At 63.8% G+C, this 26,281-nt stretch carries 21 protein-coding genes and 2 tRNA genes; 8 read left to right on the forward strand and 15 right to left on the reverse strand.

The window, feature by feature from the left end:
* Nucleotides 1-11: 11 nt before the first annotated feature.
* The gene (locus EB231_RS18370; protein WP_172350114.1) at nt 12-1,289 is read right to left on the reverse strand and encodes an acetylornithine deacetylase/succinyl-diaminopimelate desuccinylase family protein; all 1,278 of its coding nucleotides are present in this window, start codon (nt 1,287-1,289) and stop codon (nt 12-14) included.
* Between the two features lie 220 nt (nt 1,290-1,509).
* Here EB231_RS18370 and EB231_RS18375 point away from each other — a divergent pair, with 220 nt between their 5' ends.
* Complete coding sequence (locus EB231_RS18375) at nt 1,510-1,941, forward strand: L,D-transpeptidase (protein ID WP_172350115.1); 432 nt, start codon at nt 1,510-1,512, stop codon at nt 1,939-1,941.
* Nucleotides 1,942-2,007: 66 nt separating this feature from the next.
* Here the strand turns inward: EB231_RS18375 and EB231_RS18380 are convergent, their stop codons facing one another.
* The 10 genes from EB231_RS18380 to EB231_RS18425 all read right to left on the reverse strand — a co-directional run bounded on the left by EB231_RS18380 (nt 2,008) and on the right by EB231_RS18425 (nt 12,722).
* Nucleotides 2,008-2,991 (reverse strand): lipid A biosynthesis lauroyl acyltransferase, encoded by a 984-nt coding sequence (locus EB231_RS18380; protein ID WP_172350116.1) that lies wholly within the window; start codon nt 2,989-2,991, stop codon nt 2,008-2,010.
* 13 nt (nt 2,992-3,004) lie between these two features.
* Complete coding sequence (locus EB231_RS18385) at nt 3,005-4,033, reverse strand: zinc-binding dehydrogenase (RefSeq protein WP_172350117.1); 1,029 nt, start codon at nt 4,031-4,033, stop codon at nt 3,005-3,007.
* A gap of 36 nt (nt 4,034-4,069) precedes the next feature.
* On the reverse strand, nt 4,070-5,347 hold the full coding sequence (locus EB231_RS18390; protein WP_172350118.1) for a beta-ketoacyl-ACP synthase: 1,278 nt from the start codon (nt 5,345-5,347) through the stop codon (nt 4,070-4,072).
* A 50-nt stretch (nt 5,348-5,397) separates the two neighbouring features.
* Nucleotides 5,398-6,588, reverse strand: coding sequence for a beta-ketoacyl-ACP synthase (locus EB231_RS18395; protein ID WP_172350119.1), 1,191 nt, complete (start codon nt 6,586-6,588; stop codon nt 5,398-5,400).
* A 56-nt stretch (nt 6,589-6,644) separates the two neighbouring features.
* Nucleotides 6,645-6,938, reverse strand: a complete 294-nt coding sequence (locus EB231_RS18400) for an acyl carrier protein (RefSeq protein ID WP_027029416.1) — start codon at nt 6,936-6,938, stop codon at nt 6,645-6,647.
* Between the two features lie 234 nt (nt 6,939-7,172).
* Nucleotides 7,173-8,318, reverse strand: coding sequence for a slipin family protein (locus EB231_RS18405; protein WP_172350120.1), 1,146 nt, complete (start codon nt 8,316-8,318; stop codon nt 7,173-7,175).
* Between the two features lie 361 nt (nt 8,319-8,679).
* Nucleotides 8,680-8,747 (reverse strand) — tRNA-Thr (locus EB231_RS18410).
* 2 nt (nt 8,748-8,749) lie between these two features.
* A tRNA-OTHER gene (locus EB231_RS18415) sits at nt 8,750-8,824 on the reverse strand.
* A gap of 229 nt (nt 8,825-9,053) precedes the next feature.
* Entirely contained in the window at nt 9,054-9,602 is a 549-nt protein-coding gene (locus EB231_RS18420; RefSeq protein WP_172350121.1) for a histidine phosphatase family protein, read from the reverse strand.
* Nucleotides 9,603-9,701: 99 nt separating this feature from the next.
* A complete protein-coding gene (locus EB231_RS18425; RefSeq protein ID WP_172350122.1) occupies nt 9,702-12,722 on the reverse strand; it encodes a caspase family protein in 3,021 nt (1,006 codons plus the stop codon).
* A 128-nt stretch (nt 12,723-12,850) separates the two neighbouring features.
* Here EB231_RS18425 and EB231_RS18430 point away from each other — a divergent pair, with 128 nt between their 5' ends.
* From EB231_RS18430 to EB231_RS18440, 3 genes are all read left to right on the forward strand, one after another.
* The gene (locus EB231_RS18430; RefSeq protein ID WP_172350123.1) at nt 12,851-13,801 is read left to right on the forward strand and encodes an AEC family transporter; all 951 of its coding nucleotides are present in this window, start codon (nt 12,851-12,853) and stop codon (nt 13,799-13,801) included.
* 178 nt (nt 13,802-13,979) lie between these two features.
* Complete coding sequence (locus EB231_RS18435; protein WP_172350124.1) at nt 13,980-15,437, forward strand: NAD-dependent succinate-semialdehyde dehydrogenase; 1,458 nt, start codon at nt 13,980-13,982, stop codon at nt 15,435-15,437.
* A gap of 92 nt (nt 15,438-15,529) precedes the next feature.
* Nucleotides 15,530-16,552: an aldose epimerase family protein gene (locus tag EB231_RS18440; protein WP_172350125.1), complete on the forward strand. Its 1,023-nt coding sequence runs from the start codon at nt 15,530-15,532 to the stop codon at nt 16,550-16,552.
* Between the two features lie 12 nt (nt 16,553-16,564).
* Here EB231_RS18440 and EB231_RS18445 read toward each other — a convergent pair whose 3' ends face one another.
* The gene (locus EB231_RS18445) at nt 16,565-17,485 is read right to left on the reverse strand and encodes a sugar kinase (protein ID WP_172350126.1); all 921 of its coding nucleotides are present in this window, start codon (nt 17,483-17,485) and stop codon (nt 16,565-16,567) included.
* A gap of 151 nt (nt 17,486-17,636) precedes the next feature.
* Between EB231_RS18445 and EB231_RS18450 the strand changes: the two genes are divergently transcribed.
* Entirely contained in the window at nt 17,637-18,086 is a 450-nt protein-coding gene (locus tag EB231_RS18450; RefSeq protein WP_140773928.1) for a FixH family protein, read from the forward strand.
* Nucleotides 18,087-18,093: 7 nt separating this feature from the next.
* Nucleotides 18,094-19,293, forward strand: a complete 1,200-nt coding sequence (locus tag EB231_RS18455; protein ID WP_172350127.1) for a cytochrome-c peroxidase — start codon at nt 18,094-18,096, stop codon at nt 19,291-19,293.
* A gap of 64 nt (nt 19,294-19,357) precedes the next feature.
* On the opposite strand, the gene EB231_RS18460 is transcribed toward EB231_RS18455, so the two are convergent.
* A complete protein-coding gene (locus EB231_RS18460) occupies nt 19,358-19,810 on the reverse strand; it encodes an Lrp/AsnC family transcriptional regulator (RefSeq protein ID WP_172350128.1) in 453 nt (150 codons plus the stop codon).
* Nucleotides 19,811-19,972: 162 nt separating this feature from the next.
* On the opposite strand from EB231_RS18460, the gene putA reads away from it, so the two are divergent.
* A complete protein-coding gene (putA, locus tag EB231_RS18465; RefSeq protein ID WP_172350129.1) occupies nt 19,973-23,581 on the forward strand; it encodes a bifunctional proline dehydrogenase/L-glutamate gamma-semialdehyde dehydrogenase PutA in 3,609 nt (1,202 codons plus the stop codon).
* 81 nt (nt 23,582-23,662) lie between these two features.
* Complete coding sequence (locus EB231_RS18470; protein ID WP_172350130.1) at nt 23,663-24,730, forward strand: glycosyltransferase; 1,068 nt, start codon at nt 23,663-23,665, stop codon at nt 24,728-24,730.
* A 41-nt stretch (nt 24,731-24,771) separates the two neighbouring features.
* On the opposite strand, the gene EB231_RS18475 is transcribed toward EB231_RS18470, so the two are convergent.
* Both EB231_RS18475 and EB231_RS18480 read right to left on the reverse strand, forming a co-directional pair.
* A complete protein-coding gene (locus EB231_RS18475; protein ID WP_172350131.1) occupies nt 24,772-25,086 on the reverse strand; it encodes an antibiotic biosynthesis monooxygenase family protein in 315 nt (104 codons plus the stop codon).
* A gap of 57 nt (nt 25,087-25,143) precedes the next feature.
* Nucleotides 25,144-26,280, reverse strand: coding sequence for a TonB family protein (locus tag EB231_RS18480; protein ID WP_340163182.1), 1,137 nt, complete (start codon nt 26,278-26,280; stop codon nt 25,144-25,146).
* Nucleotide 26,281: the final 1 nt, after the last annotated feature.

The raw sequence follows: 26,281 nt of genomic DNA on the forward strand, positions 1-26,281 counted from the left end.
CCGCGGGCCGATCATCCGATTGTGCCGCGCAGCAGCACGTTGAGCCCGATCGCCATCACCTTGGCCGATTCCACCATGTCCTCTATGCCGACCCACTCGTCCGGCCGGTGGGCGAGGTCGAGAATGCCCGGTCCATAGGCGATGCAGTCGTAGATATGGCCGATGCGGGCAATGTGCTTCTGGTCGTAGGTGCCGGGCGAGATGACGTAGTCGGGTTCGCGGTCGAAGATCGCGTGAATGCCTTGCGCCACGGCCTGGACCACCGGCGCGTCGCGCTCGGTCATCAACGGCAGTACTTCCATCAGGTCGCGGATTTCGTAGTCGAATTTTCTGCGCTCGCGCTTCAGCCGCTCGAGAATGCCGGTCACTTCGCCCTTGACCGTGGCGAGATCTTCCTCGAGCAGGAAGCGGCGGTCGATGGTCAGCCGGCAGGAATCGGGCACGTTGGGCGAGGGCAGGCCGGGCCGGAAATCCTCGGTCTGGCCGCCATGGATGGAATTGATGTTCATGGTCGAGCGCCTGGCGCCTTCGGGCACGACCGGCATGCGCGTCACCTTGCGGTCGAGCGCCGGGAATAATTCGTCCTCGAAAGCCCTCAGCACGGCACCCATATGGCGCACAGCATTGTCGCCGAGAAACGGCATCGAGCCATGCGCGATCTCGCCCTTGGTCTCGATCTCCGCCCACCAGACGCCGCGGTGGCCAAGGCAGATGCGGTCCTTGTTCAACGGCTCGGGGATGATGACGTGGTCGACCCTGGGCTTGGAGAAATAGCCGAGGCCGGCCAGATGGGCGACACCGCCGAAACCGCCGGATTCCTCGTCGACCGTGCCGGATATTTCGATGGCGCCGGGGAAGTCCGGATAGGCGTCCATGAAGGCTTCGACAGCGATGATCGACGCGGCCAGGCCGCCCTTCATGTCGCAGGCGCCGCGTCCATAGACCTTGCCGTCCTTGACGACGCCGGCAAACGGATCGACGGTCCAGCCGTCGCCAGCCTCGACGACGTCGATATGCGAGTTGAAGTGGACGCAGGCACCGGGTGATCGGCCGTCGAAACGGGCCACGACATTGACACGCGGGTAGCGGTCGGTATCGCCGGGCGTGCCTTCGGCGCGGATGAATTCGGTTTCAAAACCACGCTTCCTCAGCCGCGCGCCAAGATATTCGGCGCATGGCCGGTAGGCTTCGCCCGGTGGGTTGATGGTCGGAAAACGGATGAGGTCGGCGGTCAGCGCGACGACATCGTCGCGCCTGTCATCGATTGCTTGCAGGAGTCTCTCGTTCATCGGGAGAGTTGAGCAGCGTTCGGTGTTGCATTGCAAGCCCGCCGGGCATCAAGCCGGCGTGACGTGTCGTTGCCGCAACTATCGCGGGAAATCATTCAAATTCGCTGCTTTGGATTGGGGAATTGATCAAGGAGTGTGTGCTATCTGTTCACTGCCATTAAAAAGGTGAAAAACAACGTGATGGCAAGCAGGCAAGGGGCAATCAAAGGGGTTTGATCGCATGAAGAAGTTCTTTCTCGTGGCAGCTGCGATGTTGGCAACCGCGCTGTTTGGCACGCCGTCCGCAAGTTACGCGGCGATGTTGGAAGCGAAGATCGACGTGTCGTCGCAGACGATGACGGTGCGGTACGGGTCGGAGGTCTATCGCTGGGCCGTGTCGACCGCCCGCTCGGGTTATTTCACCCCGCGTGGTACATATCGGCCGCAGCGAACCGCCAAGATGTGGTATTCGCGCAAATACGACATGTCGCCGATGCCCTATTCGGTGTTCTTCCATGGTGGCTACGCCATCCATGGGACGGGCGCTGTCAGGCAACTCGGCCGTCCGGCCTCGCATGGCTGCGTGCGGCTGCACACGGCCAATGCCGCGGCTTTCTATTCGATGGTGCGGGAAGTGGGCTTCGGCAACACGCGCATTGTCGTGACGAACTGAAACGTCCCGGATTCGCCGTGGCATCAATGGCTGGCGCAGAAGTCGCTTTCTCGCCAGCAGCTTGAGCTAAGCGCTCGCGGCAGGAGCTGGCTTCGGCCGCTTTTTGCGCCGCCAGTTGCTGATTTCCCACCTTTTGTGAAACCACATCCACTGGCCGGGATCCTCGCGCACCCAGCGCTCGACCACATCGTTCAGCAGCTGGGTGGTGGCGTGGACGTCGACGCTGCCGTCAGCGGTGCGCGGCAGGACCAGCTTGTCCTCGATCTCGAGCCGGAAACGGTTGCCTGGCAACCTGATGCAACGCGCCGGATAGACGTCGCAGTCGTAGTGGCGGGCAAGGGTGCCGAGCACCCGGTTGCTTTGGCAGGGACGGCCGAAGAATGTCGTCTCCAGGCCGTTGGAGAATTTCTGGTCGACAAGGACACCGATATTGCCGCCGTTTTCCAACACAGACGCCAGGGCAAACGAGGCTCCCGCCATCGACGGCAGCAGCGCCCCCATGGTCGAACGCCGCGTCGAAAGGATGTAGTCGGCGAGGTATGGGTTGTTGGGCGGGCGAAACAGCGCCGTGATGTTCATGCCGAAAGTGGCCGCCGCCACCGGCAGCAGTTCGAAATTGCCGAGATGGCCGGTGAAGACGATATGCGGCTGCTTCTCCGCGGCGATCTCGACGAAATGTTCTACTCCCTTGACCTCGACGCGGCCGGGCTTGCTGGCAGCCGGGTCATAGTCGAACAGGGCGTCGAGGAAGATGTATTCGGCGGCGAGGCGGGCCATGTTGCCCCACATGTCGGAGGCGATGGCCTGGATTTCGTCCTCGCTCTTTTCCGGATAGGCGTTGCGCAGATTGTCGATGGCGACCTGATGGCGCCCGACCCGGGGGCCAATGAGGCGCGCGACCCGGTCGGCGAAATTCAATGCGCTGTCGACCGGCAGCAGGCGCAGCACCGAAAGGATGATCATCGCCGCACGCGCAACCAGCCAGTAGTTCGCCTGGCGCAACTGCCGACCGTAGCGAAATCTGAGGTCGCGGCGAAACTTCTTGAGCACCGAGGTCAAGGCCCTAGGCGACGCGCAGGATGATCTTGCCGAAGACGTCGCGGCCTTCCATGCGCTTCAACGCGGCGTCGATATCGTCGAATCCGACCTCGGTGTCGATGACCGGTGCGACCTGTCCCGCCGCCATTTTCTGCATGGCGTTGGCCATGTTTTCCATTCGGCAACCGAAGGATCCGAGCAGCTTCAGCTGCTGCTGGAACAGCTGCATCAGGTTGATCTGCGTCGACACGCCGGAGGTCGAGCCGCAGGTCACCAGGCGGCCGCCGCGCTTCAGGCACAGCATCGAGCCGGCAAAGGTGTCGGCGCCGACATGTTCGAACACGACGTCGACGCCCTTCTTCTTCGTCAGCTTGCGCACGACGCCTTCGAAGCGGTCGTCGCGATAGTTGATGACATGGTCGGCGCCGAGCGCCTTGGCCTTGTCGATCTTGTCGTTCGAGCCGACCGTGGTGATGATGGTGCAACCCATCCGCTTGGCGAGCTGGATGGCGGCCGAGCCGATGCCGGAGCCGCCGGCATGGACGAGGATGGTTTCACCCGGCTGAAGCTTGGCGTTGTCGAACAGCATGTGCTCGACCGTGCCGAAGGTGACAGGCGCCACCGCGGCGCCAATGTCGGTCACGCCGGGTGGGGCCGGCACCAGCAGGCGTGCGGGCAGGTTGATCTTTTCCTGCGCGAAGCCGTCGAGATGGAAACCGTGAACGCCGGAAACATGTTCGCACAGATTGTCGCGGCCTTCGCGGCAGGCGCGACAAAGGCCGCAGGTGCGCGCGCCATAGATCGACACCAATTGTCCGGGCAGCAGGCTGGAAACGCCAGGGCCGACCGCCTCGACCTCGCCGGAGGCTTCAGCGCCGACGACCAGCGGCAGCTTGCGCTTGGCGAAGGCCATGCCGCGCCAGCCCCAGACGTCGATATGGTTCAGCGCCACCGCCTTCACGCGCAACGTGACTTCGCCGAGTGCGGGCGGCGGGGGAGGCGGCAGGTCCACCGTCTCAAGACGCCGGTCCTCGATAAGTTGCAATGCGCGCATTGGGCCTGTCGGTTCTGTAGGGCTGAAAAAGGTCGCTTAGACCGGTTCCCGTGCCATGACAAGGCAAGTGTTCTGGCCGCCGAAGCCGAAGGAGTTCGACAAAACGCTGCGAACCTCGGCGTTGCGCTTCTTGTTGGGCACCACGTCGAGCACGATCGCCGGGTCGGGATTGTCGTAGTTGATGGTCGGCGGGATGACGCTTTCGCGCATGGTCATCAGCGAGAATGCCGCCTCGACGGCGCCAGCCGCCGACAGCGTGTGGCCGATCATCGACTTGTTGGACGAAACCGGCATGGAGCTTATGCGCTCGCCGAATACGGTCGACAGCGCCAGATGTTCCATCTTGTCGTTCTCGGGGGTCGACGTGCCGTGGGCGTTGACATAGTCGATCTCGTCTTCACTCAGGCCGGCATCGGCGAGGGCGGCGCGAACCGCGGCGATGGCGGGCGAAGCGTCCGGCTTCGAGCGGGTGCGGTGGAAGTCGTCGGCCTTCTCGCCGCAACCGCTGAGGACGCCAAGAACGGTCGCGCCGCGAGCCAGTGCCGCCTCAAGCGATTCTAATACCAGCGCCCCGGATCCCTCGGCCAATACGAAGCCGTCGCGATCCCTGGAAAAAGGCTTCGATGCCTTTTCGGGAATGTCGTTGTGCGTGGAGAGCGCCGAAAGCAATGAGAAGCGGATCAATGCCTCGGCGGTGGCAGAACCGTCCGCGCCGATCGATAGCGCACGGTCGCATTCGCCGCGTCGGATCGCCTCGACACCGAGCTGGATCGCGGTGGCACCTGAAGCGCAAGCCGTCGACAGGGTGATCGGCAGACCGCGTGTGCCAAGGCGGTCGGCAAGGCGGTCGGCGATCGAACCGAACTGGGTGGTCTCGAAAATATCCAGCTCTTTCAAGCTACGCGCCACCCGAAGCAGTCTTTCGGCGGCGGTGTCATCCTTGTCCTTGTCAGAATTGTAGAGCGAGAAGCGCTCGGCCCAGTCGAGTTCGACCGGCGGCGATGCTAGGAAAAGCGGTCCACCGAAGTCGCTGGAATCAAGACCGGCTTCGGTCACCGCTTCGAGGCCCGCAAGCTCGGCTAGCTCATAGGTGAGCGGACTGGCACCTTTCGAACTCGACGGCAGGAAATCGACCATGCCGGAGATGCGGGTATTCAGTTGATCGATGGGAAAGCGGGTGATCGGGTGGATGCCCGACTTGCCGGAGGTCAACGCCGCCCAATTGTCGGTCTTGCCGACGCCAAGCGAGGTGACCACGCCGATGCCGGTGACGGCGACGATTGGCCTGCCCATGTGATCGTTCAGATTGGCCATCCGGGAGCCCTCGAGCGTTTATCGTTGCAGCATGGATCGGGAGCGCCGCGTTACGCGGCGTTGACCAGCGCCATGCCCTCGAATTGGTGATAGCCGATCGCCGTTGCAAGGACCGTCGTGGGAACGCCTTCGAACGGCTTCTCGGCTGCGGCATCGAAAATAGGGTAGCCGGCCCTGCGGTCGACGGCGAGTGCCGCCAGCGCCACCGCGAAAGGAAACTGCGCTTCCTTCATGTGTCCGGTCAGCGTCGAGAAGCCGCGCGTGGCAATCGCCGGATTGGCATCGAGCACCGCCTTCTCGGCGGTGGTTGCGGCATGCGCGCCCGAGGCGCCCGACAAGGCAAGCAGCTTGCCGTTCGGCAGCGCCGCCTGGCTGAGTAATGCTGCGATCTCGGCGCCGAGCTCTCCGCGCGAGCGCCTGGCGCGGCCGGAAACCACCGGTCCGAGCTCGGCGTAGATCTTGCGCCCGCGGCTCACGGCGTGTTCGCGCTGCTCCAGCACCAGGAAGGCACCGCCGGATCCAGTGACGATGCCGCCCCCCTCGGCGCCCTGTCTTTGCCACACAGGTTTCCAGGGGCCGCGATGCAAATAGCCGGCCAGCTCGTAACCGAGCAGCATGTCGGAATGTTCGGTCTGGAAGGCGCCGCCGACCAGGATGTGCGTCGACTGGCCGGAACGGATGCGCGCGGCGGCCGTTTCGACGGCGGCGACGCCGGCACCTTCCTCGCCCATGAAGGTGCGCGACGAGCCCGTCACCTTGTGGACGATGGAGATGTTGCCGGCGAGCAGGTTGGAAAGCTGCGCCAAAAACAGGGTCGGCCGCAACTCGGTGGTCAGCTTCTCATTGAGCAGCACGTCGCGGTCGTTGCGGCTCTCGGATGCGGCGAGAATGGCGGCATCGACTGCCTCGTCGCGCTCGCCGCCGCCGGCGGCCACCACCATGTCCATGGTCGTGCAGAGCTCATCATTGCCTTTGATGCCGGCGTCGTCGAGCGCAAGCCCGGCGGCATAGGTGCCGAGCCGCTGCCATGTTTCCATCTGCCGCTGGTCGCCGCGCTTGGCGATCTGCAGGTTCCAGTCGATCTCCGGCAGCGGATGGACGGTGTAGGGCGCAAAGCGAGCGGCTTCGAGCACCGGCTGCAGGCCCGGCTGCGCCAGCTTCTGCCAGTGGGCGTCAGGACCTTCTCCCAGCGAGGAGACAAGGCCGATACCAGTGATGACGACGTCGCGGGGGCTGCTCATGGGCGGCTTTGTGGGTCAGGCGGCAGAGCGCGTCAAGGTCGCGTGCTCAACTGACGTCAGGCGGTCTTGGCTGCGACCAGCGCGTCGATCTTGGCGCACAGGTTCTTCATGACGAAGTAGTCGTCGGTCGACGCCTTGCCGTCATTGACTTCCTGGGTCCACTTTTCCAGCGGCACCTTGATGCCGAATTCCTTGTCGATGGCGAAGACGATGTCGAGGAAATCGAGGCTGTCGATGCCGAGATCGTCGATCGTGTGGCTCTCGGGTGTGATGGTGTCGATATCGATCTCGCTGGTGTCGGCAATGATCTTGGCGACTTTGTCGAACGTGGTGGAATTCGTGGTGGACAACGGGCTTTTCCTTCTTTGCGGGCGGAATCTGTCCGCATCTTGTTTGGGCGCTGTCTAATCGGTTTTTCCCAGCAGGAAAAGGCCTGATAAGCCGGGCGCAGATGGGTAGGCTGCCCAAGAAACGCAAGAAGGGCCGGCCGGTCAACCCGGTGGCCCTTCCCATTACGTCACGTCAGTCCCTGTTTCGGTGCCTGTCGTTTTCCCAAAACCGGAATCAATTTTGGGCGACATGCATCAGTTGTCGCGGAGCTTGACCAGGTCGTTGAGCAATCCGCCCGTTCCGTTGTGGACGGTCAGCCGCTCGACCTTGCCGGCGATGGTTTCCAGAGCCTCGAGCTCCTTCAGCCGCAGCATCACCGGGTTCTCCGCCATCACCCTGGCCGTGTTGAGCAGCGAACGCGTGGCGTTCGTCTCCTCGCGGCGGCGGATGACATTGGCCTCGGCCTGCTTTTCGGCCGACACCACCTGATTCAGGATCTCGCGCATTTCGCCCGGCAGGATGACATCCTTGAGGGCGATATCGCTGACCTCCACACCGATCTCGGCCATGTCGGCACGCACCTTGGCTGCCGCTTCCTCGTCGACTGTCACCTTCTTTTCAAGGATCTGGTCAAGCGTCAGCGAGCCCAGCGTCTTGCGGAAGGCGTATTGCAGGGCGCGGTAAAGGGCTTCAGAGAAGTCCTTCACGGCGCTCACCGCCTTGACCGGATCGACGACCCGGTATTCGGCGGCGATGTTGACGCGGATCGTCACGCGATCCTTGGTCAGCACTTCCTGCCCGGCGACGTCGAGCGACTGGCGCTTGAGGTCGACGACCTTCACCTGCACCATGCGTCCGACATTCCAGAAGCCGTGCATGCCCGCGGAAAGCGTCCGGACCAGAACACCGTCGATGAACAGCAACCCGGCCTGGCCGTCGAGGACCGGATGGACCGACATCAACTCCGCCTTCCTGGCCTGGCCGAGCCGGCGCATGACCGCCGGATCGATGGTCAGATCGGCCGATGTGTCGATCAGCGCCACCGTCCACGGACCGGCATCCGTCCACAGCACCAGCTTGCGATCCGGCGCCAGCACGGCATGCAAATTGCCGTCACGCTCGATGACGGCGACATCCGTGCGCCCGGTGCGAACGACGGTGAGATGACGCGCGGCCACATCCGGGAGCTTGTCGAACAACGCCTTCTCATATGCCGAAACGAATTCCGGATTCTTCAGATCGTGCCGGGACACTTCCAGGCTTCCGCGCCGATTGGCGAGCGAGTGCTCGCCCGGCAGCAGGACGGCCTTGATCTCCCCCTTGTGGAGGGTGAGGGCACGTTCGTTTTCCCTTACGAGGACGCGCTCGCGTCCAAGAACCTTGTCGAGAATAGTCGTCATTGTCTTACTCCTGTCGGGCATGGCCCCATGCGAGGCGTCACGTCATGCGTCGATCTTCCCTTCGTTTCTCGTTTCACGTCGTCATGGTCCGGACACGAATGATCCGGGGACTGGTGGCATCAATCCGTGGCGGGCCTTCGGGAGCGGGTCGCGGGGCAGCGAAGCGGGCTCGGCAAGCCTTGGCCTGCATTGCCGGCGACACTGCGCCTTGACCGTCACCGCGGACCTGGCCGCGAGCCGATGGCATCGGACCTTTCAAAACGGCCTTGGCCCGAAGGCTTCGGCCGTTTGTCAGGTCTTCAGCATTCCAGTCCCCGGACCGTTTTCAGATAACACCGTGGCAGGGTGCTGGCTTATCAGGCCAATGGAGAAGGAATCGAACCTTCGACAGTCAGATTACAAGTCTGATGCTCTCCCAACTGAGCTATCCGTGGTGCAGACGACGGGACTCGAACCCACAACCTCCGGACCCAAGTCCGGCGCTCTCCCAGTTGAGCTACATCCGCGATCCCAATCCCCAAAGCGGCGCCGTATACAGGGCGGCAAAGCCGCCTGCACGGGCGGAGACGAAAGCTCCAACCGTTGTGCTCACTTCGGTTCTCGTGACCGGGAGCGCGGCTATAGAGCCTGCGACGGGTTGTCGCAAGCGGCATTGTCGGGGCGAATTCGCGGCTTCTTTCGGGGGTGGTATTTCGGCAACACCGCGTCCGACGTCTGTGACGCGATACCGCATCGCTAGAAGGTGACACGGCCGAGCACACGCAGGCCGTCGCCCTGCGGCTCGACGACCACGGCTTCTCCCTCTCGCGGCGAAATACCGGTCAGCGCCACGATGTCTTCCAGATGGGTGACCATGACCAGGTTATCCGAGCCGGAATAGGCGCGGATTTCCTTCATGATGGCGGCGATCTGCGCTGCCTTTTGAGCATCGTCACCCCTCAGCAGATCGAGCGGCGCAAACAGCTCCGGCTCGGCCTCGAAGGCGATGCGGGCGGTGTCGAGGCAGCGGCAGTAGCGGCTGGACAGCACGCGCTCGATCGGCGCGGCGCGCGCGGCAAACAAGGCGCCGATCTTGCTCGCCTGCTGTTTGCCGCGCGCAGAGAGGTTGATCTGGGTGGCGCAGCTGTCGATGTCGAAATTGGCTGGATCAGTGGTGCCAGTGACCATGGCATGGCGCAGCAGCACCACATGGCCGCCATCGCGCAGCAACGCCCAGCCGGCATCCGTGGCATGGGCCGCGACGGGAATGACGAGCAGGAACAAGGCCAGGGCAAATCGGATCATCGCGGTCCTTCCAGGAGCCCGACACCGGGCTCCGGTCATTCGCATATAGGGATCGGAAGGCCGGCACAAAGACAAGCGGGCGTCGCAGACGGCCCAGTCTCACTTTTTGGCGAGCTGCTGCTTCACCAGATCGATCTTCTGGTCGGTGAGCGGGATGGGTACGGTGTAGCCGGCTTCGGTAAAGCCCTGCTTGGCGTTCTCGAAGAACTCGATGGCCCTGAGATATTCCGGCTTGCCGCCGCCATAGCTGGCGCGGTTCCAGTGGATATCGCCGAGATTATTCTGTTCGAAAGCCCATTGCATGGGCTGGTTTTCCCTTGTGAACACCTTCAGCGTCGCGGTGAAAGCCGCCTCGGCCTCGTCGAGATATTTGCCGGTCCGTTCGATATTGCCGAGGTTGAGCAGGCTCATGCCGATGCCATTCTGGGCGTTGGCCCAGTCGACGGGTGCCGATTCGATGGACAGCACTTCAAGTGCCGCCCGCCGCGCCGCGATCGAATCCTGCAAGGTTTTCGGATCGGCATTGCTCATGCTCAGCCAGTGCAGCGTCGAGCCCAGACCGGCCTGTGCCAGCGCCCATTGCCGAGGGTTCGTCTCGCGCTTGTATTCGCGCAGAGCATTCCGATAGGCGTCGACCGCCTCGCTGTAGTGCCCGGGCTTGTCCGTGACGCCGCCAAGCAGCTGAAGCGTGTTGCCGAGATTGTAGTAGCTCATGGCCCAATCCTGCGGGAATTTCCGCCTGACATAGACCTGTCGGGCGGCCTGGAAGGCTGCCGCCGACTGCTCAAGCTTGGCCGCATCGCGGGTCCGCTGGCCAAGCGTCTGGTAGATCGAGCCGAGATTGTTCTGCGCCGACGCCCAATCCATCGGGAACCGCTGGCGGGTAAACACCGTCAGTGCGTCGTCATAGGCCGCGGCGGCCTCTTCGAGCGTGCCCGTGCCCATATCGAAGCGGGCAACCCCGCTCAGCGCGTTGCCGAGATTGAGCCGGCTGGTCGCCCATGACACCGGGAAGGTCTCGCGGGTCCGCACCTTGAGCGCCGCTCGGAACGCATCGGCCGCCTCGTTGATCTTGGCCTTGTCGTTGAGCTGGATGCCTGAAGTCACAAGGGTATTGCCGAGATTATTCTCGACCATCGCCCATTCCACGGGTGTTTTCTCGCGCGTGTATTCCTCAAGCGCCAGCCGGTAGGCTGCTTCCGCATCCTTCAGATGCCCGCCGTCAGGCTCACGCTCCGAGAGCGCATAGAGCGCGAGGCCGAGATTGTTCTGCGAAGCGGCCCAGTCGAGCGGCAGCTTGTCGCGTGGGCGCTTTTCGAGCGTGGCGTGCATCGCCGCCACCGCTTCATTGAGTCGCTTCGGGTCGCTTTCCCGCTCCCCCATCTTCAAGAGCACATTGGCGAGGTTATTCTGCGCGGCCGCCCAGTTGCGGTCGTCCTTCTCGCGCTCGAAAATGGCAAGCGAATCGCGAAAGATCTGTGCCGCTTCTTCGAGATGGGCGGTTTCGGTCTCGCGTTCGCCGATGGTCTGCAACACCACCGCCATGTTGTTGCGGGTGATGGCCCAGTCGCGGTTCTGTTCGCCATTAGGGATGAAGTCCAGGATGACGCGATAGGCTTCGATTGCGTGCTGCAGCGCATCGAGGTCGCCGGTGGCATACCCATGGGCATTGAGTGCCTCGGCTTCCTGGTTCTTGTAGTTCCAGCGCAGCTTTTCGTCCCATTTCTCGGCCAGCGAGAATGCCTTGGCGTAGTCGTTGGCGGCGGATCTGTAGTCGAAGACCAGCGCCGACGCGTCGGCGCGCTTGGCGTAGATGGCGGCGTCGGCGATCCGTTTCTGCCGGACCAGGTCCTCGGCCTCGTCAACCGCGTCGCTGTTCCGCTCGACCCTGCCGACCGCGTCATCGAGGAATTTGCGCGCCGTCACCATTGCGCCCTGGCTGACGGCCTTGTCGGCGGACGCGACCAGCCGCTTGATCTCCGGATCGTCTGTACGCAGTGCCGCGCGCTCGGACATCATCTTCTTCAGGCGCTCGGCCTGCGCGTCGAGTACCTTCTGCAGGTCGGCCGGATCCTCGGGGATCTTTTCAGTGCCGAGTGCCCTCAGCACCCCATAGAGCGCGTCGAGGGGCACTCCGTCCTGCAGCGAGGCCAGTTCCACCTGCGCCCGCTTCGGGTCGGGCAGGTCGGAGATGGTCAAGAGCAACTGCCGTCTTTCGCCGGTGATCAGCCCGTCATCGCCTGTCGGTTCCGGTGGCGCGACACCGAAATAGAGCAGCCGGCGCAGGCTTTCATTGACCCAGGGGCGCTGCTTTGCCTTGGTGTCGAGATAGACTTCCTCGGTCACCATGCGCATGACCGCGCCGAACTCCGTGCCTTTCATCGCCGCGAGGTGGCGCAGCAGCGCTGCCGCGTAAGGGCTGTTTTCACCGGCGGCACCATCCAGAGCCGGGCGCCCCGGCTCGGCGGCGAAGCCGACCACCGTGCCCAGGCTCGCGTCCGCCGCCGGCGTGTTGCCGAGGGCCTTGGCGCCACGCACCGGTTCCAGCCCGCCAGCACCGATCGGCTCGGCGGAAGCGGTTGGTGCGCGCCGCACCACGGCGTCGGCCGGAAACGGATTGGTGCGGCAGGCGTCGAGCAGCATGATCGTCACCGGCACGGTCTTTTTCAATTCATCCATGACGGCGGACATCGGCACCAGGGCCTGACCGGCATCCTTGAGCGACGAGACGTCGGCATCGACCGGAACCAGATAGTTCTCGCCACCGGCTTCGATACCGTGGCCGGAATAGTAGATGAAGGCGACGTCGGCGCCTTCGGCATCCTCGACGAATCGTTCGAGGTCGCGCTTCAGCTTGGCGGCATCGCGATCGGTGACGTTGCGGGCATCGAAACCGAGGTCGGTCAGCATCTTGGCCATGTCGCGGGCGTCGTTGGCCGGGTTGGGCAGGGCGGCGATGTGTTCGTATTTCGACTGACCGATAATCAGCGCCACACCCTTGAGGTTTTTCGGTTCGGCAAATGCAAACGCCGTCGCGGCAAGACAAAACAGAGCGGCGACGAAGGCCGTCAGCCACATCCGCGCAAAAAGATTGCGTCCTGAGGTTTCGACAAAGGTCATTTGTCGTTCGTGTCCGCCCTGATGTTCCAAACCCTCTATAGCGCTGCCTGCAGACCATGATCAAATTCGGGCATGATCAAATTCGGGCGCGATTGCGCCACGGGCGTGGCTCGCCTATCCCTGAAAAAATGTCCCCGCTCACAGAAACCGTGCTTTTCGTCTTCAGCCTGGTTGCGCTCGGCTATCTCGCCGGGCTCACCGGCTATCTCAGACCGGCGAGCGGTGAGGGGATATCGGACTTCGCGGTCTCGGTGGCGATGCCGCTGCTTCTGTTCCAGACGATGGTGAATGCCGATTTCCACGGCGTGGCGCCATGGCCGCTGTGGGGGGCTTATTTCACGGCGGTGGCGATCACCTGGGCGGCCGGCCATGTCGTCACCACGCGGATCTTCGGACGTGATGCGCGCGCCGGCGTCGTCGGGGGCGTGTCGTCGGCCTATTCCAATGTGGTGCTGCTCGGCGCGCCGTTCATCCTTGGCATATTCGGTCCGAGCGGCTTCGAAGTGCTGTCGCTTCTGGTCTCCGTGCATCTGCCGGTCATGATGATGGCCTCGATCGTGCTGTTCGAGATGTTCGGCCGCGGCAGCGGTGAACATGTCCATCCGCTGCGGGTGCTGCGCAGCTTCCTGCGGCGCTTGTTCATGAACCCGCTGATCATCGGCATTCTGCTGGGGCTGGCATGGCGGCTCAGCGGCGTGCCGCTGCCCGACCTCGCCATGCGGCTGGTCGATGCGCTGGCCGACACGGCGGGGCCGGTGGCGCTGTTTGCCATGGGGCTCAGCCTGCGCCGCTTCGGCGTTTCCGGCAATGTCAGGCCGGCCCTGGCGCTTTCGGCGCTGAAGCTGTTCCTGATGCCGGCGCTGGTTCTCGCCTTCGTCTGGCTGCTCGGCCTGCCTCCGATGACCGCCAAGGTGGCGGTCGTGGTCGCAGCGCTGCCATCCGGGATCAATTCCTATCTCATCGCCGTGCAGTTCAACACCGGCCAGGCGCTGGCTTCGAACCAGATGACCATCGCCACGGCCTGTGCCGCTGTCACCACGGCTTTCTGGCTGACCGTGGTTCTCCACATCTACGGCTAGTTCGTCTTCGGCTGGTTTCGCGCTGGCCCAAAGCCTATATGCCATCTTGCAATTGATTGCGTGGCTTGCCCTAGGTAAAGAGCACTGGCTCCAGTGTCCCGGCCTCGATATCATCGGGCACGCCCATCGAAGAAAATCCAGATACCGGCCCGTCAGTGCGCCGAGCGGAGGCTAGACCATGCTTCAGAAAACCAGCCATTTCATGCGGCAGGCCAATCTCATCAACGGCGAATGGGTGCAGGCCGACAGCGGCCAGACGGTCGACGTCAACAACCCGGCCACCGGCCTCAAGATCGGCACCGTGCCGAGGTCGGGCAAGGCCGAGACCCGCCGCGCCATCGAGGCGGCCGATGCCGCCTTCAAGTCGTGGCGCAAGACGACCGCGCTCGAGCGTTCGAAGCTGCTGCGCAAGCTGCATGACGCGATGATGGACAATCAGGACGTGCTGGCCGAACTCTTGACCATCGAGCAGGGCAAGTCGCTGTTCGAATCCAAGGGCGAGATCGGCTCTGCCGCGGCCTACATTCTGTGGTTCGCCGAGGAAGGCCGCCGCACTTACGGCGACGTCGTGCCGTCGCCATGGGCGGACCGCCGCATCCTGGTGACCAAGGAGCCGGTCGGCGTCATCGCCGCCATCACGCCGTGGAATTTCCCGTCCTCGATGCTGGCCCGCAAGCTCGGCCCGGCTCTCGCCGCCGGCTGCACCGCCGTCGTCAAGCCAGCCTCGCAGACGCCGTATTCGGGCCTTGCCTGGGGCGCGCTAGCCGAGGAAGTCGGCTTCCCCAAGGGCGTCGTCAACATCCTGACCGGTGCCGCCGGCGAAATCGGCGACGAGATCTGCGCCAACCCGCTGGTCAAGAAGATCACCTTCACCGGCTCGACCGAGGTCGGCAAGATCCTGATCCAGAAGTCGTCCGTCACCGTCAAGAAAGTGTCGATGGAACTCGGCGGCAACGCGCCGTTCATCGTCTTCGACGACGCCGATATCGACCGTGCCGTCACCGGCGCCATAACAGCCAAGTACCGCAATTCCGGCCAGACCTGCGTGTGCACCAACCGCTTCCTCGTGCAGGCCGGCGTCTATGACAAGTTCGTCGAGAAACTGGCCGCCGCCAGCAATGGGCTGAAGGTCGGTTCCGGCCTCGAGGAAGGCGTGCAGCAGGGACCGCTGATCGACGAGAAGGCGGTCGAGAAGGTCGAGGAACTGATTGCTGACGCCACCTCGAAGGGCGGCAAGATCGTCGCCGGCGGCAAGCGTCATGCGCTCGGCGGCTCGTTCTTCCAGCCGACGGTCATCGCCAATGCTACACCCAAGATGCGCTTCATGAAGGAAGAGATCTTTGGCCCGGTCGCACCGGTGTTCAAGTTCGAGACCGAGGAAGAGGCGGTGCAACTGGCCAACGACACCGAGTTCGGCCTTGCCTGCTATTTCTACACCGGTGATCTCGGCCGTGCCTTCCGGGTCATGGAAGGGCTGAAATACGGTATGGTCGGCGTCAATGAAGGCCTCATCACCACGCCGGAGGCGCCGTTCGGTGGCGTCAAGGAATCAGGTCTCGGCAAGGAAGGCGGACATCAGGGCATCGAGGATTATCTCGATACCAAATATGTCTGCATCGGCGGCCTCGGCCTCTGATAGGCGGCTCTTGAGATGGGCAGCCCAACGGGCGGCCCATCTTTCCTGGGAAGACCTCCCGAAGTCCTCTGGATCAACTGGCATTTGCGGGCATGGCGATGAAGGACGGCGAGGTTTTCGGCACGACACAGGCGGGCGAGCCCGTGCGCCGCTTTACCATCAGGGGCGGTGGCCTCACCGCCAACATCATCGGTCTCGGCGCCATCATCCAGGATTTGCGCCTGACCGGCCATGAGGCGCCGCTGGTGCTCGGCTACAGCACCCTGCAAGAGTATGAGGCCGACAACGCCTTCTTCGGCGCGGTGGTCGGCCGCTATGCCAACCGCATCCGCGACGGCCGCTTCACCATTGGCGGCAACCGCTACCAGACCGAGCCAAATTTCCTCGACAGGCACACGCTGCATGGCGGCTCGCAGGGCTATTCGCACCGGCCATGGGCGGTTTCACTGCACGGCCGGGATTTCGTCACGCTGACGCTGCACGATCCCGACGGCGCGATGGGCTTTCCCGGCGCGCTCGACGTCACCTGCACCTACCGGCTGAAGATACCCGGCACGCTCAGCGTCGAACTGACGGCGACCTGCGAGGAGCCGACGCTGTGCAATCTCACGCAGCACTCCTATTTCAACCTGGATGATGGCGGCGCCGGCGACATTCTCGATCACAGGATGATGCTGAACGCCGGCGCCTATCTGCCGGTCGATGGCGACATGATCCCGACCGGTGTGGTCAAGCCGGTTGACGGCACGCCTTTCGATTTCCGCCAGGCGCGGCCGTTGCGCATGGAGACCGAGGGCGAACAACTGCCGTACGACCAGAATTTCTGCCTTGCCTCGGCGCGCGGGCCGCTGCGGCAAGCGTCATGGACGCAAGGGGCAAGCTCCGGCGTCGAGATGGAGGTCTGGACGACGGAGCCTGGCGTCCAGCTCTATACAGGCCAGTATGTGACGCCCCGCAAGGGGCTGGAAGGGCGAGACTACAAAGCCTTCAGCGGCTTCTGCCTGGAGCCTCAAATATGGCCGGATGCGCCGAACCGGCCGTATTTTCCACAGGCGACGCTGTGGCCGGGTGCAATTTATCACCACGTGACGGAATATCGTTTCCGTCTTCCCTAGTTTCTCCAGGCGCTAGTTTTCAAACGCCGCCCGCAATGTCTCGAACGGCGCCAGCGCGCCGCGGACCCGCACCACGGCGGCGGCGACGCGATGGGCCCGGCTTGCCGCTTCCCGCGGACCATGGCCGGCAAGGCGTGCCGCCAGATAGCCGCCATTGAAGGAATCGCCGGCCCCGGTCGTGTCGACTGGGTCCGCGACATGGATGGCCGGCACGTCGTGCAGCGTTCCGTTTTCGGCAATCAGCGCCGGCTGTTCGCCGTTCTTGACGACGACTTCGGCGACCCATTGCCTGAGCCGTCCGGCGGTCGCCTGCGGTGTCTGGTCACCAAACAGCATCTGCTCGTCGGGGAAGGTCGGCAGTGCGATGTCGGTGACGCCGAGTGCTTCGACAATCGCTGCCTGCGCGCTTTCGCGGTCGCGCCAAAGCCGCGGCCGATAGTTGGGGTCGAAGGCGATCAGCGAGCCCGCGGCGCGTGCCTTGGCCACCGCTTCCAGCAGTGTTTTGCGCGCCGCATCCTCCAGAATTGCCAAGGTGATTCCGGAAAAGTACACAAGCGACTGATTTTCAAGGTTTTTCGACAGTGCGGCGGGATCGGACGCAAGCTGCCGGGCGGCGGCGTCGCCGCGCCAATAGGTGAAGGAGCGCTCGGCGCCGGTCAGCGTGATGGCGTAGAGGCCAGGCCTTGCGCCTGATATCACCGGGCTGGAACCGATGCCGATGCCGTTTTCGGCGAAGAAGCCGATCTGGCCCTGCGAGAAGGGGTCATCGCCGAAGGCCGAGACATAGGTTGCCGGCCGGTCACCGCTCAACGCATGCAGCGCCCACAGCGTGTTGAAGGTGTCACCGGCAAAACCCATGCGCCAGTTCGTGCCGGTCTGGCCCGACAGTTCGAGCATGCATTCGCCGATCGATGCGACGCCGTTTCCCGCCATCTGCTATCCTCCAGTGATTTCCGTGCTGTAGCTTTTTGCCGGCGGCGGCGCCATGCTTGGCAAGCAGGCTTTTTTCCGCCACAGCGTTTTCCCACAGGCTGGCGGGATGCGATCCACCCGGCAGAACGTTGTCTGCAGAAGAGGAACCGGTTTGGCATCGATATGGCGTTATCTCCTGGCGGGTCTTGGTCTGGCTGCTCTGCTGGTCGGCGTTCTCGCGGTCGTCTATCTGACGGCGCCACAATCAGCGCAGCTTGCCGGCCCGGATGTCTCGCGGACGAAGAAATCCGAGAATGGGCTGTACATGGCCAGCTTCGTGCCGGAACGGGGCGTGGTGCGGCAGGGCGAACTGGAATCCTGGCTGCTGACCCTGAAAACAAAGACGGGGGCTTCGGTGGAGCGCGCCGCGATCGCCATCTCCGGCGGCATGCCGCAACACAATCACGGCCTGCCGACCAGCCCGCAGGTGACCGATTACCTGGGCGACGGCCGCTACCGCATCGAGGGGCTGAAATTCACCATGAGCGGCTGGTGGCAATTTCGTTTCGCCATCTCGTCCGGCGCCGGCTCCGACACGGTGCTGTTCAACGTGGTGCTGTGAGCGATCGATGAAGCGCCTGTTCTGCTTTCTGGCGCTGACGGTGGCCGTCATCCTTGGCGGCTGCGGCAAACCGGATTTTTCCGACGCCGAGAAGAAGACCATCGCTTCGCTGACCCTGAACACCTTGCCGTCTCTGAAGCCCGACACCACCAATCGCTTCGCTGACGTGCCGGCCGCGGCGGCGCTTGGCTCGACGCTGTTCTTCGATCTGGGCATGAGCCGCGACGGCACCGTGTCGTGCTCGACCTGCCACAAGATCGACCGCCAGTTCCAGGACGACCTGCCGCAAGCCGTCGGCGTCGGCCGCACCAACCGGCGCACCATGCCGCTGGCGGGCGTGGCGCGCGACCCCTTTTTCTTCTGGGACGGCCGCCGCGACAGCCTGTGGGCGCAAGCGCTGACCCCACTCGAAAACCCGCTGGAGCAGGCTGGAAACCGCGCCGCCTACGCGCATTACATCAAGGCCCGCTTCGGCGAGCGCTATGAGCGCATTTTTGGGCCGCTGCCCGACTTTTCCGGCATTCCGCTGAATGCCAGCCCGCTCGGCACCGATGCGGAGAAGGCCGCCTGGAACGCGATGAGCGATGCACAGCGCGACTCGATCAATCGCGTCTTTGCCAATATCGGCAAGGCGATCGCGGCCTTCGAACGCTCGATCGAGCCGCCGCAGACGCGCTTCGACCGCTTTGCGCTGGACCTCGCCACCGGCGCCGAACCGAAAGGCGATGCGGTCTTTACGCGCGAAGAAATCCTTGGGCTGAAACTGTTCATAGGCAAGGCCAATTGCGTAACGTGCCACGACGGCCCGCGCTTCACCGACAACGGTTTTCACAATACCGGTGTGCCGCCCGTCGCGGATCTGCCGCCGGATCGTGGCCGCGTCGACGCGGTCCACCAAGTCGAGGCTGATCCGTTCAACTGCTTCGGCACCTATCGTGACGGCGACGTCGCCGCCTGCGGCGAATTGCGCTTCATGGTCAAGGATGCGCCGCAACTGATCCGCGCCTACAAGACGCCGTCGTTGCGCGGCGCGGCCACGCGGCCGCCCTATATGCATGCCGGGCAGTTTTCGTCGCTGGACGAGGTGGTGGCGCACTATGCCAAGGCGGCTCCCAGCGTCGAGGGGACATCCGAGATCCATCCGCTGGAGTTGTCGGATCGCGAGCGTGCCGCGCTGGTGGCGTTCCTGAAGACGCTGTCGGAGTAGGCTCTGTTGTCTTGTTTGACCATGATCTGGTCCGAAAACCGGCGCCCGCTTTTCGGGATCATGGTCAGCGGTCCTTCACCGTCTCCATCGCCACGAAGGTCGAGGTCTGGGCGACGTGGGGAAGGGCCGAGATGCGCTCGCCCAGTACACGGCGATAGGCGGCGATATCCCTGGTGCGGACCTTCAACAGGTAATCGAAACTCGACGCCATCATGTGGCACTGCTCGATTTCAGGCACGGAATGTACCGACCGGTTGAATGCGTCGAGTGCTGCTGAACGGGTGTCGGACAATTTAACCTGGACGAAGGCGACATGGCCTTCGCCCATGCGCTCGCGGTCGATGATTGCCTGGTAGCCCCTGATATAGCCATCCTTCTCCAGCCGCTTCACCCGCGCCTGCACCGGTGTCTTCGACAGACCGACCTTTGCCGCCAATTCCGACATGGAAAGCCGGCCATTGCTTGCCAGCGCCGACAGGATGTTTCGGTCGATGCGGTCCAATTGGTCTTCTGTCATGGAAATCACAGTCCAAACTTTGGAAAATTGACATAATGATAGGTCGATTGGTTTGCCCTGTCGATTTCTTTGGACCGATGGAAATTCACAGCTGTGCTAGCTTGCGCCATTCGGTCCGGTGACCGCCGGCCCGCTCCCCGATGCTCGTTCCGCAGGACCGCCATGCCGCTCGACACCATCCGCCAGCAGATCCGTGCCAACTATTTGCCTGACGAAGACGAGGCCGTGAAGCGGCTGGCCGAGGCGACAGGACTCTCGACAGAAGATCGGAATGCGATCTCGGCCCGCGCCGCCGATCTGGTGCAGGCGGTGCGCGGCTCGTCCGATCCCCGGCTGATGGAGGTCTTTCTCTCGGCCTACGGTCTCTCCACCAAGGAAGGCGTGGCGCTGATGTGCCTGGCCGAGGCGCTGCTGCGCGTGCCGGACACCGAGACGATGGACGATCTGATCGCCGACAAGATCGCGCCGCATGATTGGTCCGCGCATTCCGGTGGTTCGAGCTCGATCTTCGTCAACGCCTCGACCTGGGCGCTGATGCTGACCGGTCGTGTCCTCGACGAGGGCGAGGGCGGGATCGAAGGCACGCTGCGCTCGATGGTGCGGCGGCTGGGCGAGCCGGTCATCCGCAAAGCGGTGGCCGCCGCCATGCGTGAAATGGGCGAACAGTTCGTGCTCGGCCGCACCATCGCCGAAGCCGTCAAGCGCGGCCGGCCGATGATCCAGAAGGGCTATCTCTATTCCTTCGACATGCTGGGCGAGGCTGCCCGCACCGAGGCTGACGCGCTGCGCTACCACAAGGCCTATGCCGATGCGATCTCGTCGCTCGATTCCGGCTCGAACGGTCCTGACATCAGGCAGAACCATGGTATCTCGGTGAAGCTCTCGGCGCTGCATCCGCGCTATGAAGTGGCGCAGAAGGAAGAGATGCTGCCTGTCATGGCCGAGCGCCTGTTGTCGCTGGCGCTCGCGGCACGGCATTCGCGCATGGGCCTCAATATCGACGCCGAGGAGGCGGATCGGCTCGACCTTTCGCTCGACGTCATCGAGCGGGTTCTGGCCGAGCCGGAACTCGCCGGCTGGAACGGCTTCGGCGTCGTCGTCCAGGCCTATGGCCCGCGTGCGGCCTTCGCTATCGACTGGCTCTACGCGCTGGCGAAGAAGTACGACCGCACCATCATGGTGCGGCTGGTCAAGGGTGCTTATTGGGATACCGAGATCAAGCGGGCGCAAACGCTCGGGCTTGACGGCTATCCCGTCTTCACCCGCAAGGCCAACACCGACGTTTCCTACATGGCTTGCGCGAAAAAACTGCTCGGCATGACCGACCGCATCTATCCGCAGTTCGCCACCCATAACGCGCATACCGTCGCCGCCATCCTGTCGATGGCGGGTGATCGCAATTCCTTCGAGTTCCAGCGCCTGCACGGCATGGGCGAGGCATTGCACGAGACGGTGCGCCAGGCCGAAGGCACGCGCTGCCGTATCTATGCGCCGGTCGGTGCGCATTCCGACCTGCTGGCCTATCTGGTCCGCCGGCTGCTGGAAAACGGCGCCAACTCTTCCTTTGTCCACCAGTTGACCGACGAAGACGTCGAGCCGGAGGACATCGCGCGCGATCCGCTCGAAACGATCGAAAGCCAGGGCCCCGCCGCCAATCCGGCGATAGCCCGGCCTTCGCAGATTTTTGGCGCTGGCCGCCGCAACTCGAAGGGATTCGACATCACCGACACGGTGACGCTGGCGGCGATCGACAGGGCCAAGGCGGCCTTTGCCGGACCGGACCGCTGGCATGCCAAGCCGATCACGCGGGCCGCCGGCTATGGCAAGCAGCGCCCGGTGGTCAATCCGGCCAAGCCTGACGAAGTGGTCGGCACCGTTCACGAGGCCGCGGCCAAGCAAGTCGCGACCGCCGTGCGCATTGCGGTGGAAGCGCAGCCGGCTTGGGCAAAGCGCCCCGTTGCCGAGCGCGCCGCCATCCTCGACCGGGCCGCCGATCTCTATGAAGCCAATGCCGTCGAGTTCTTCGCGCTGGCCACCCGCGAGGCCGGCAAGTCGCTGGCCGACGGCGTGGCGGAAGTGCGCGAAGCCGTCGATTTCCTGCGCTATTACGCAGCCGAGGCGGCAAACGCCGAGGCGGGCACGCAGGCGCGCGGCGCCATCGTCTGCATTTCGCCGTGGAATTTCCCGCTCGCCATCTTCACCGGCCAGATCGCGGCGGCGCTGGTCACCGGCAATTCGGTGATCGCCAAGCCGGCCGAGCAGACACCGCTGATCGCCTTCCGCGCCGTCGAACTGCTGCGCGAGGCCGGCGTGCCGGAGGACGTCATCCAACTCCTGCCCGGCGACGGCCCATCGGTCGGCGCGCCGCTGACCGCCGACCCGCGCATTGCCGGTGTCTGCTTCACAGGCTCGACCGAGGTCGCCAAGCTGATCGAAAAGCAGTTAGCCGAGACCGCGGTACCGGACGCCATGCTGATCGCCGAGACCGGCGGTCTCAACGCGATGATCGTCGATTCCACCGCGCTGCCCGAACAGGCGGTGCGCGACATCCTGGCCTCGGCCTTCCAGAGCGCCGGCCAGCGCTGCTCTGCGCTGCGAGTGCTCTATGTGCAGAAAGACGTCGAGAAGAAGATGCTGGAGATGCTGAAGGGCGCCATGGAAGCGCTCAACATCGGTGATCCCTGGCAAATTTCGACCGATGTCGGCCCGGTCATCGACGATGAGGCACAGGCTTCGATCAGCGACTATTGCTCCAAGATGGGCCTCGAGGGCCGGCTGATCGCCAAGCTCGAGGCGCCGAAGGATGGCCGCTTCGTCGCGCCGCATGTGTTCAGGGTCAAGGGCATCGAGGAGATGGAGCGGGAAGTGTTCGGGCCGGTGCTGCATGTCGCGACATTCGACGCCGATGAGATCGACGCCGTGATCGCCGCCATCAACCGCAAGGGCTATGGCCTGACTTTTGGCCTGCATACCCGCATCGAGGGGCGCGTTCAGCATTTCGTCGACGGCATCCATGCCGGCAACATCTATGTCAACCGCAACCAGATCGGCGCTGTCGTCGGTTCGCAACCCTTTGGCGGCGAGGGGCTGTCGGGCACCGGCCCGAAGGCCGGCGGACCGCATTATCTCCGTCGCTTCCGCAAGGGGCCGGAGGCGGGCACCCATTTGCAGGATGGCCACAAGGTGACAGCGACCGAACTGGCCGACAATCTGCCCGATCCCACGCTGGGCGGCTGGTCGACGCGCCCGGACCGGATCGCCATCCTGAGGAAGCACCTGCGCGGCAAGGGAGCTGCCGCCATCGGGGCCGCCGCTGGTATCGATTTCGGCCAGGTCGATCTGCCCGGGCCGACCGGTGAGGCCAACACGCTGTCGCTGTCGCCGCGCGGCCGCGTGCTGTGCCTGGGGCCGGATGCCGACACGCTGCTTGCCCAGACGATCCAGGCGCTTGCCGCCGGCAATGCGGTGCTGGCCGTTGCCCCTGGGGCGCCAGCGGCGCTTTCGGCGTTGACCGGCAAGGGGCTGCCGCTCGCGGCAATAGATGGCCGGCCTGATCCGATCGAGGCGCGCTCGCTGCGCGTCGATGTCGTCGCTTTTTCGGGCACGCCGGAAGCCGCGCGCATCGTGCGCAAGGTCATTGCCGAGAGGACTGGCCCGATCGTGCCGCTGGTGAGCGAAGTGCTCAACCCGGCGGCCTATGCGCATGAGCGGGCCGTCTGCGTCGACACGACCGCGGCCGGCGGTAATGCCAGCCTGCTGGCGGCAGCATAAGGACTATTCGTACCTCGCTTGCCTTATGTCGAGTTGCCGGGGATAAACGTGGCCGGCAATTCGAGCGGGGCAACCGATCAGATGAGTAACAAGTCCCCACCGTTTGAGCTGCCGCGCGTGGCGGTGGTCATCACCTGCTACAATTACCGAGCCTATGTCGAACAGGCGATCCGCTCGGTGTTGGCGCAGACCTATCGGAACTGGAACTGCATCATTGTCGACGACGCCTCGACCGACGGCTCGGCCGACCATATCCGCGAGCTTCTGGCTGCCATAGACGATCCGCGCCTGCGCCTGCTGGCGCGCTCGCAGAATGGCGGGCAGATCGCGGGATTCCGCGATGGCTTCGCCGCGACCGACGCGCCTTTCGTGGTATTTCTCGATGCCGACGATGCGTGGCTGCCGGATTTTCTCCTGGCGCATCTGTCCGCCCACCTCAACGCAACACATTCGGCCGCGCTATCGAGCTCCGATGTGTTCCTGGTCGATGGCAGCGGCACCTTGCTGAGCGGCACTTTCCTTGCCTTGCGCAAACCGCGCTCCGGCGTTGATGACAATGGCGTCGCCATTGCGCCTGGTGGCCAGCTTGCCGATATAGCGTCCGGGATTGCCTACGCATCGAAGCATCCGGTGACCTATTTCACGCCTGCGACAACTGGCTGGCTATGGTCACCATGCTCTGCGATCATGTATCGGCGTGGCGCGCTGGAATCGGTCTTGTCCTTCCCGTTCAAGGCCAAGGTGGGTACGGATTATCTGACGGCCACGTGCGCGCATCTGGCCGGTGGTAGCCTCATCCTGTCCGAAGGCCTCAGCCTCTACCGCCTGCACGGGTCGAACCTGTCCTCCACTGGCGCTGCGTTTGCCGGCGGCCATGTGGGGCAAACATCTGGCTACCGGGCCTACAGGAGCATATTGGCGGCGGATGTCGTCGACTATGTGCTGGAGAATTCAGCCTGGCTCAGTGATGTCAACGGGCGCAAGTTCGTACCCGCATTCCTGAAGCAGCATGTGCGTCAGTTCAGGGAGCTGGCCGACGATCCGCGACTGATGCGAGACCTGACCCGGGGACGGCCCTGGCAGTGGCTGCGCATGCACATTGCCCAATGGCTGCGTCGGCTGGGTGGGCGCGGTTCCACGCGACCATGACGAGGGTTCCGGGTGCTCACAGTCGCTCGCGCAAAGCCACGTCAGGCACCCTCGACGACGGAGAAGCCCTCGAATAGCGGATGGCCGAGATAGTGGACTTTCGTCGTGCCGACATTCCTGTGGGCCGCGCGGAAATTCTCCGATCTGGTCCAGGCGACAAAATCGTCCTGGCTTGCCCACACGGTGTGCGAGGCAAACAGCGTATAGCCTTCGGTCTCGTTGACCGGGCCGCGCAGCAGGTGGAATTCCCGAAAACCCTTCATCTCGGCAAGGCTGGAATCGCGGTTCTTCCATACGGCTTCGAAATCGGCTTCCGAGCCGTTCTGCACCTTGAAGCGGTTCATGGCGATGTACATGGGATTTCCTTTTTCAATCAATGGATTGCGGACTGTTGATGGTTGAAGGCGGGACATTCAAAACGGCCCGATAGCGCCGGTAAACTCCAGGCTGCTGCCGATTTTGGGCGGAATAGGCGGGAACGGCGCCGCCTTGCGGACGATGCCAAGCACGATCTGGTCGAAGTTTGGCGATCCGGAGCTTTCCAGGATTCGCAGGTCATCAATGCCGCCTTTGCTGCTGATAACGAATGTCACAACGGCATTGTTGCGCGCGGTCAGTTGCAGGGAAGGCGGGACGGCTCGATTGACGCGGCTGAGCTTTCTGATCACATCGCCCCGGTAGCTGTCTTCCGCGGCGCTGCCTGGCTCTTCCTGTTTCTTGCCCTTGCTGGCCGCTTGAGCCAGCAGGTCCTGGCCGTCAGCGGTGCCGCGCTTCTCATCCGCTGCTTTTGAAGGGATCGCCGCCGGCGTTGGCCTGGCGCTGGGGATCGGCGGCTGGTCCGGAACGGCGACAGGCATTTTGATGGTTTCGGCCTGGGCTCTTGGCTGTGCCGGCGTTTCGGCCTCGGCAGCCACGCTTTGGTCATCGGGGCGCGGGGCCGCCGCCACCAGTACGTCCGGCGTGACCGCTTGCTCTTTGACAGCTTCCGGCAAAGGCTGGGGCAGTTGCTTTGCCGCCTCCTTTGTTGGCTCGGGAGCTTGGTTCACGGTTTCCTGCTCGGGCCGCGAAGGTTTTGCCGGCGGCGCTGGTCTGGCAGGCTTTGCCTGATGTGGCCTGGCCGGCCGAGGGCTCGGCACCAGCCTGACGTTCACTGCCGCGGGGTCCTTGTCCAGTGCGCTGCCGGCGACCCTGTCACCTGTCTGATTGCTGCCTTCCGACTGCTCCGCATCCTGGAAATCGAATGTGCCGGCGGGCGAGACCAGAAAGGCCGCCGCTGCCGCGGCATGGAGCAGACCGGAGATGATAATCGCCGTCGCCCACTTGCCGTTGCCGGCTTGCGGTCGCGTCTGGGCAAGCGGCTCGGCCGGCGCTATCGCCAGCTCGCCGCCAGCGTCGGGGAGGGGACTGACTTCCTGCATGTTGCGGGCCGGAAACTGCAGCGGCCCACACAGTGTTGTCAAATCAAGATCGATTGCCCCGCACGGCGGCAGACCGCAGCCGGCCATGGACCATGCCGCGGTGTCTTGTGTGAACGCGGTGTGCAGCCCCACC

Origin of the sequence: Mesorhizobium sp. NZP2298 (assembly GCF_013170825.1) — a bacterium.
Classification (GTDB): Bacteria; Pseudomonadota; Alphaproteobacteria; order Rhizobiales; family Rhizobiaceae; genus Mesorhizobium.

What these genes read in the sequence shown, in the direction of transcription:
- EB231_RS18370 (WP_172350114.1), bottom strand. Translation starts at nt 1,289, where the DNA reads ATGAACGAGAGACTCCTGCAAGCAATCGATGACAGGCGCGACGATGTC.
- EB231_RS18375 (WP_172350115.1), top strand. Translation starts at nt 1,510, where the DNA reads ATGAAGAAGTTCTTTCTCGTGGCAGCTGCGATGTTGGCAACCGCGCTG.
- EB231_RS18385 (WP_172350117.1), bottom strand. Translation starts at nt 4,033, where the DNA reads ATGCGCGCATTGCAACTTATCGAGGACCGGCGTCTTGAGACGGTGGAC.
- EB231_RS18390 (WP_172350118.1), bottom strand. Translation starts at nt 5,347, where the DNA reads ATGGCCAATCTGAACGATCACATGGGCAGGCCAATCGTCGCCGTCACC.
- EB231_RS18395 (WP_172350119.1), bottom strand. Translation starts at nt 6,588, where the DNA reads ATGAGCAGCCCCCGCGACGTCGTCATCACTGGTATCGGCCTTGTCTCC.
- EB231_RS18405 (WP_172350120.1), bottom strand. Translation starts at nt 8,318, where the DNA reads ATGACGACTATTCTCGACAAGGTTCTTGGACGCGAGCGCGTCCTCGTA.
- EB231_RS18420 (WP_172350121.1), bottom strand. Translation starts at nt 9,602, where the DNA reads ATGATCCGATTTGCCCTGGCCTTGTTCCTGCTCGTCATTCCCGTCGCG.
- EB231_RS18425 (WP_172350122.1), bottom strand. Translation starts at nt 12,722, where the DNA reads ATGACCTTTGTCGAAACCTCAGGACGCAATCTTTTTGCGCGGATGTGG.
- EB231_RS18430 (WP_172350123.1), top strand. Translation starts at nt 12,851, where the DNA reads ATGTCCCCGCTCACAGAAACCGTGCTTTTCGTCTTCAGCCTGGTTGCG.
- EB231_RS18435 (WP_172350124.1), top strand. Translation starts at nt 13,980, where the DNA reads ATGCTTCAGAAAACCAGCCATTTCATGCGGCAGGCCAATCTCATCAAC.
- EB231_RS18440 (WP_172350125.1), top strand. Translation starts at nt 15,530, where the DNA reads ATGGCGATGAAGGACGGCGAGGTTTTCGGCACGACACAGGCGGGCGAG.
- EB231_RS18445 (WP_172350126.1), bottom strand. Translation starts at nt 17,485, where the DNA reads ATGGCGGGAAACGGCGTCGCATCGATCGGCGAATGCATGCTCGAACTG.
- EB231_RS18455 (WP_172350127.1), top strand. Translation starts at nt 18,094, where the DNA reads ATGAAGCGCCTGTTCTGCTTTCTGGCGCTGACGGTGGCCGTCATCCTT.
- EB231_RS18460 (WP_172350128.1), bottom strand. Translation starts at nt 19,810, where the DNA reads ATGACAGAAGACCAATTGGACCGCATCGACCGAAACATCCTGTCGGCG.
- putA (WP_172350129.1), top strand. Translation starts at nt 19,973, where the DNA reads ATGCCGCTCGACACCATCCGCCAGCAGATCCGTGCCAACTATTTGCCT.
- EB231_RS18470 (WP_172350130.1), top strand. Translation starts at nt 23,663, where the DNA reads ATGAGTAACAAGTCCCCACCGTTTGAGCTGCCGCGCGTGGCGGTGGTC.
- EB231_RS18475 (WP_172350131.1), bottom strand. Translation starts at nt 25,086, where the DNA reads ATGTACATCGCCATGAACCGCTTCAAGGTGCAGAACGGCTCGGAAGCC.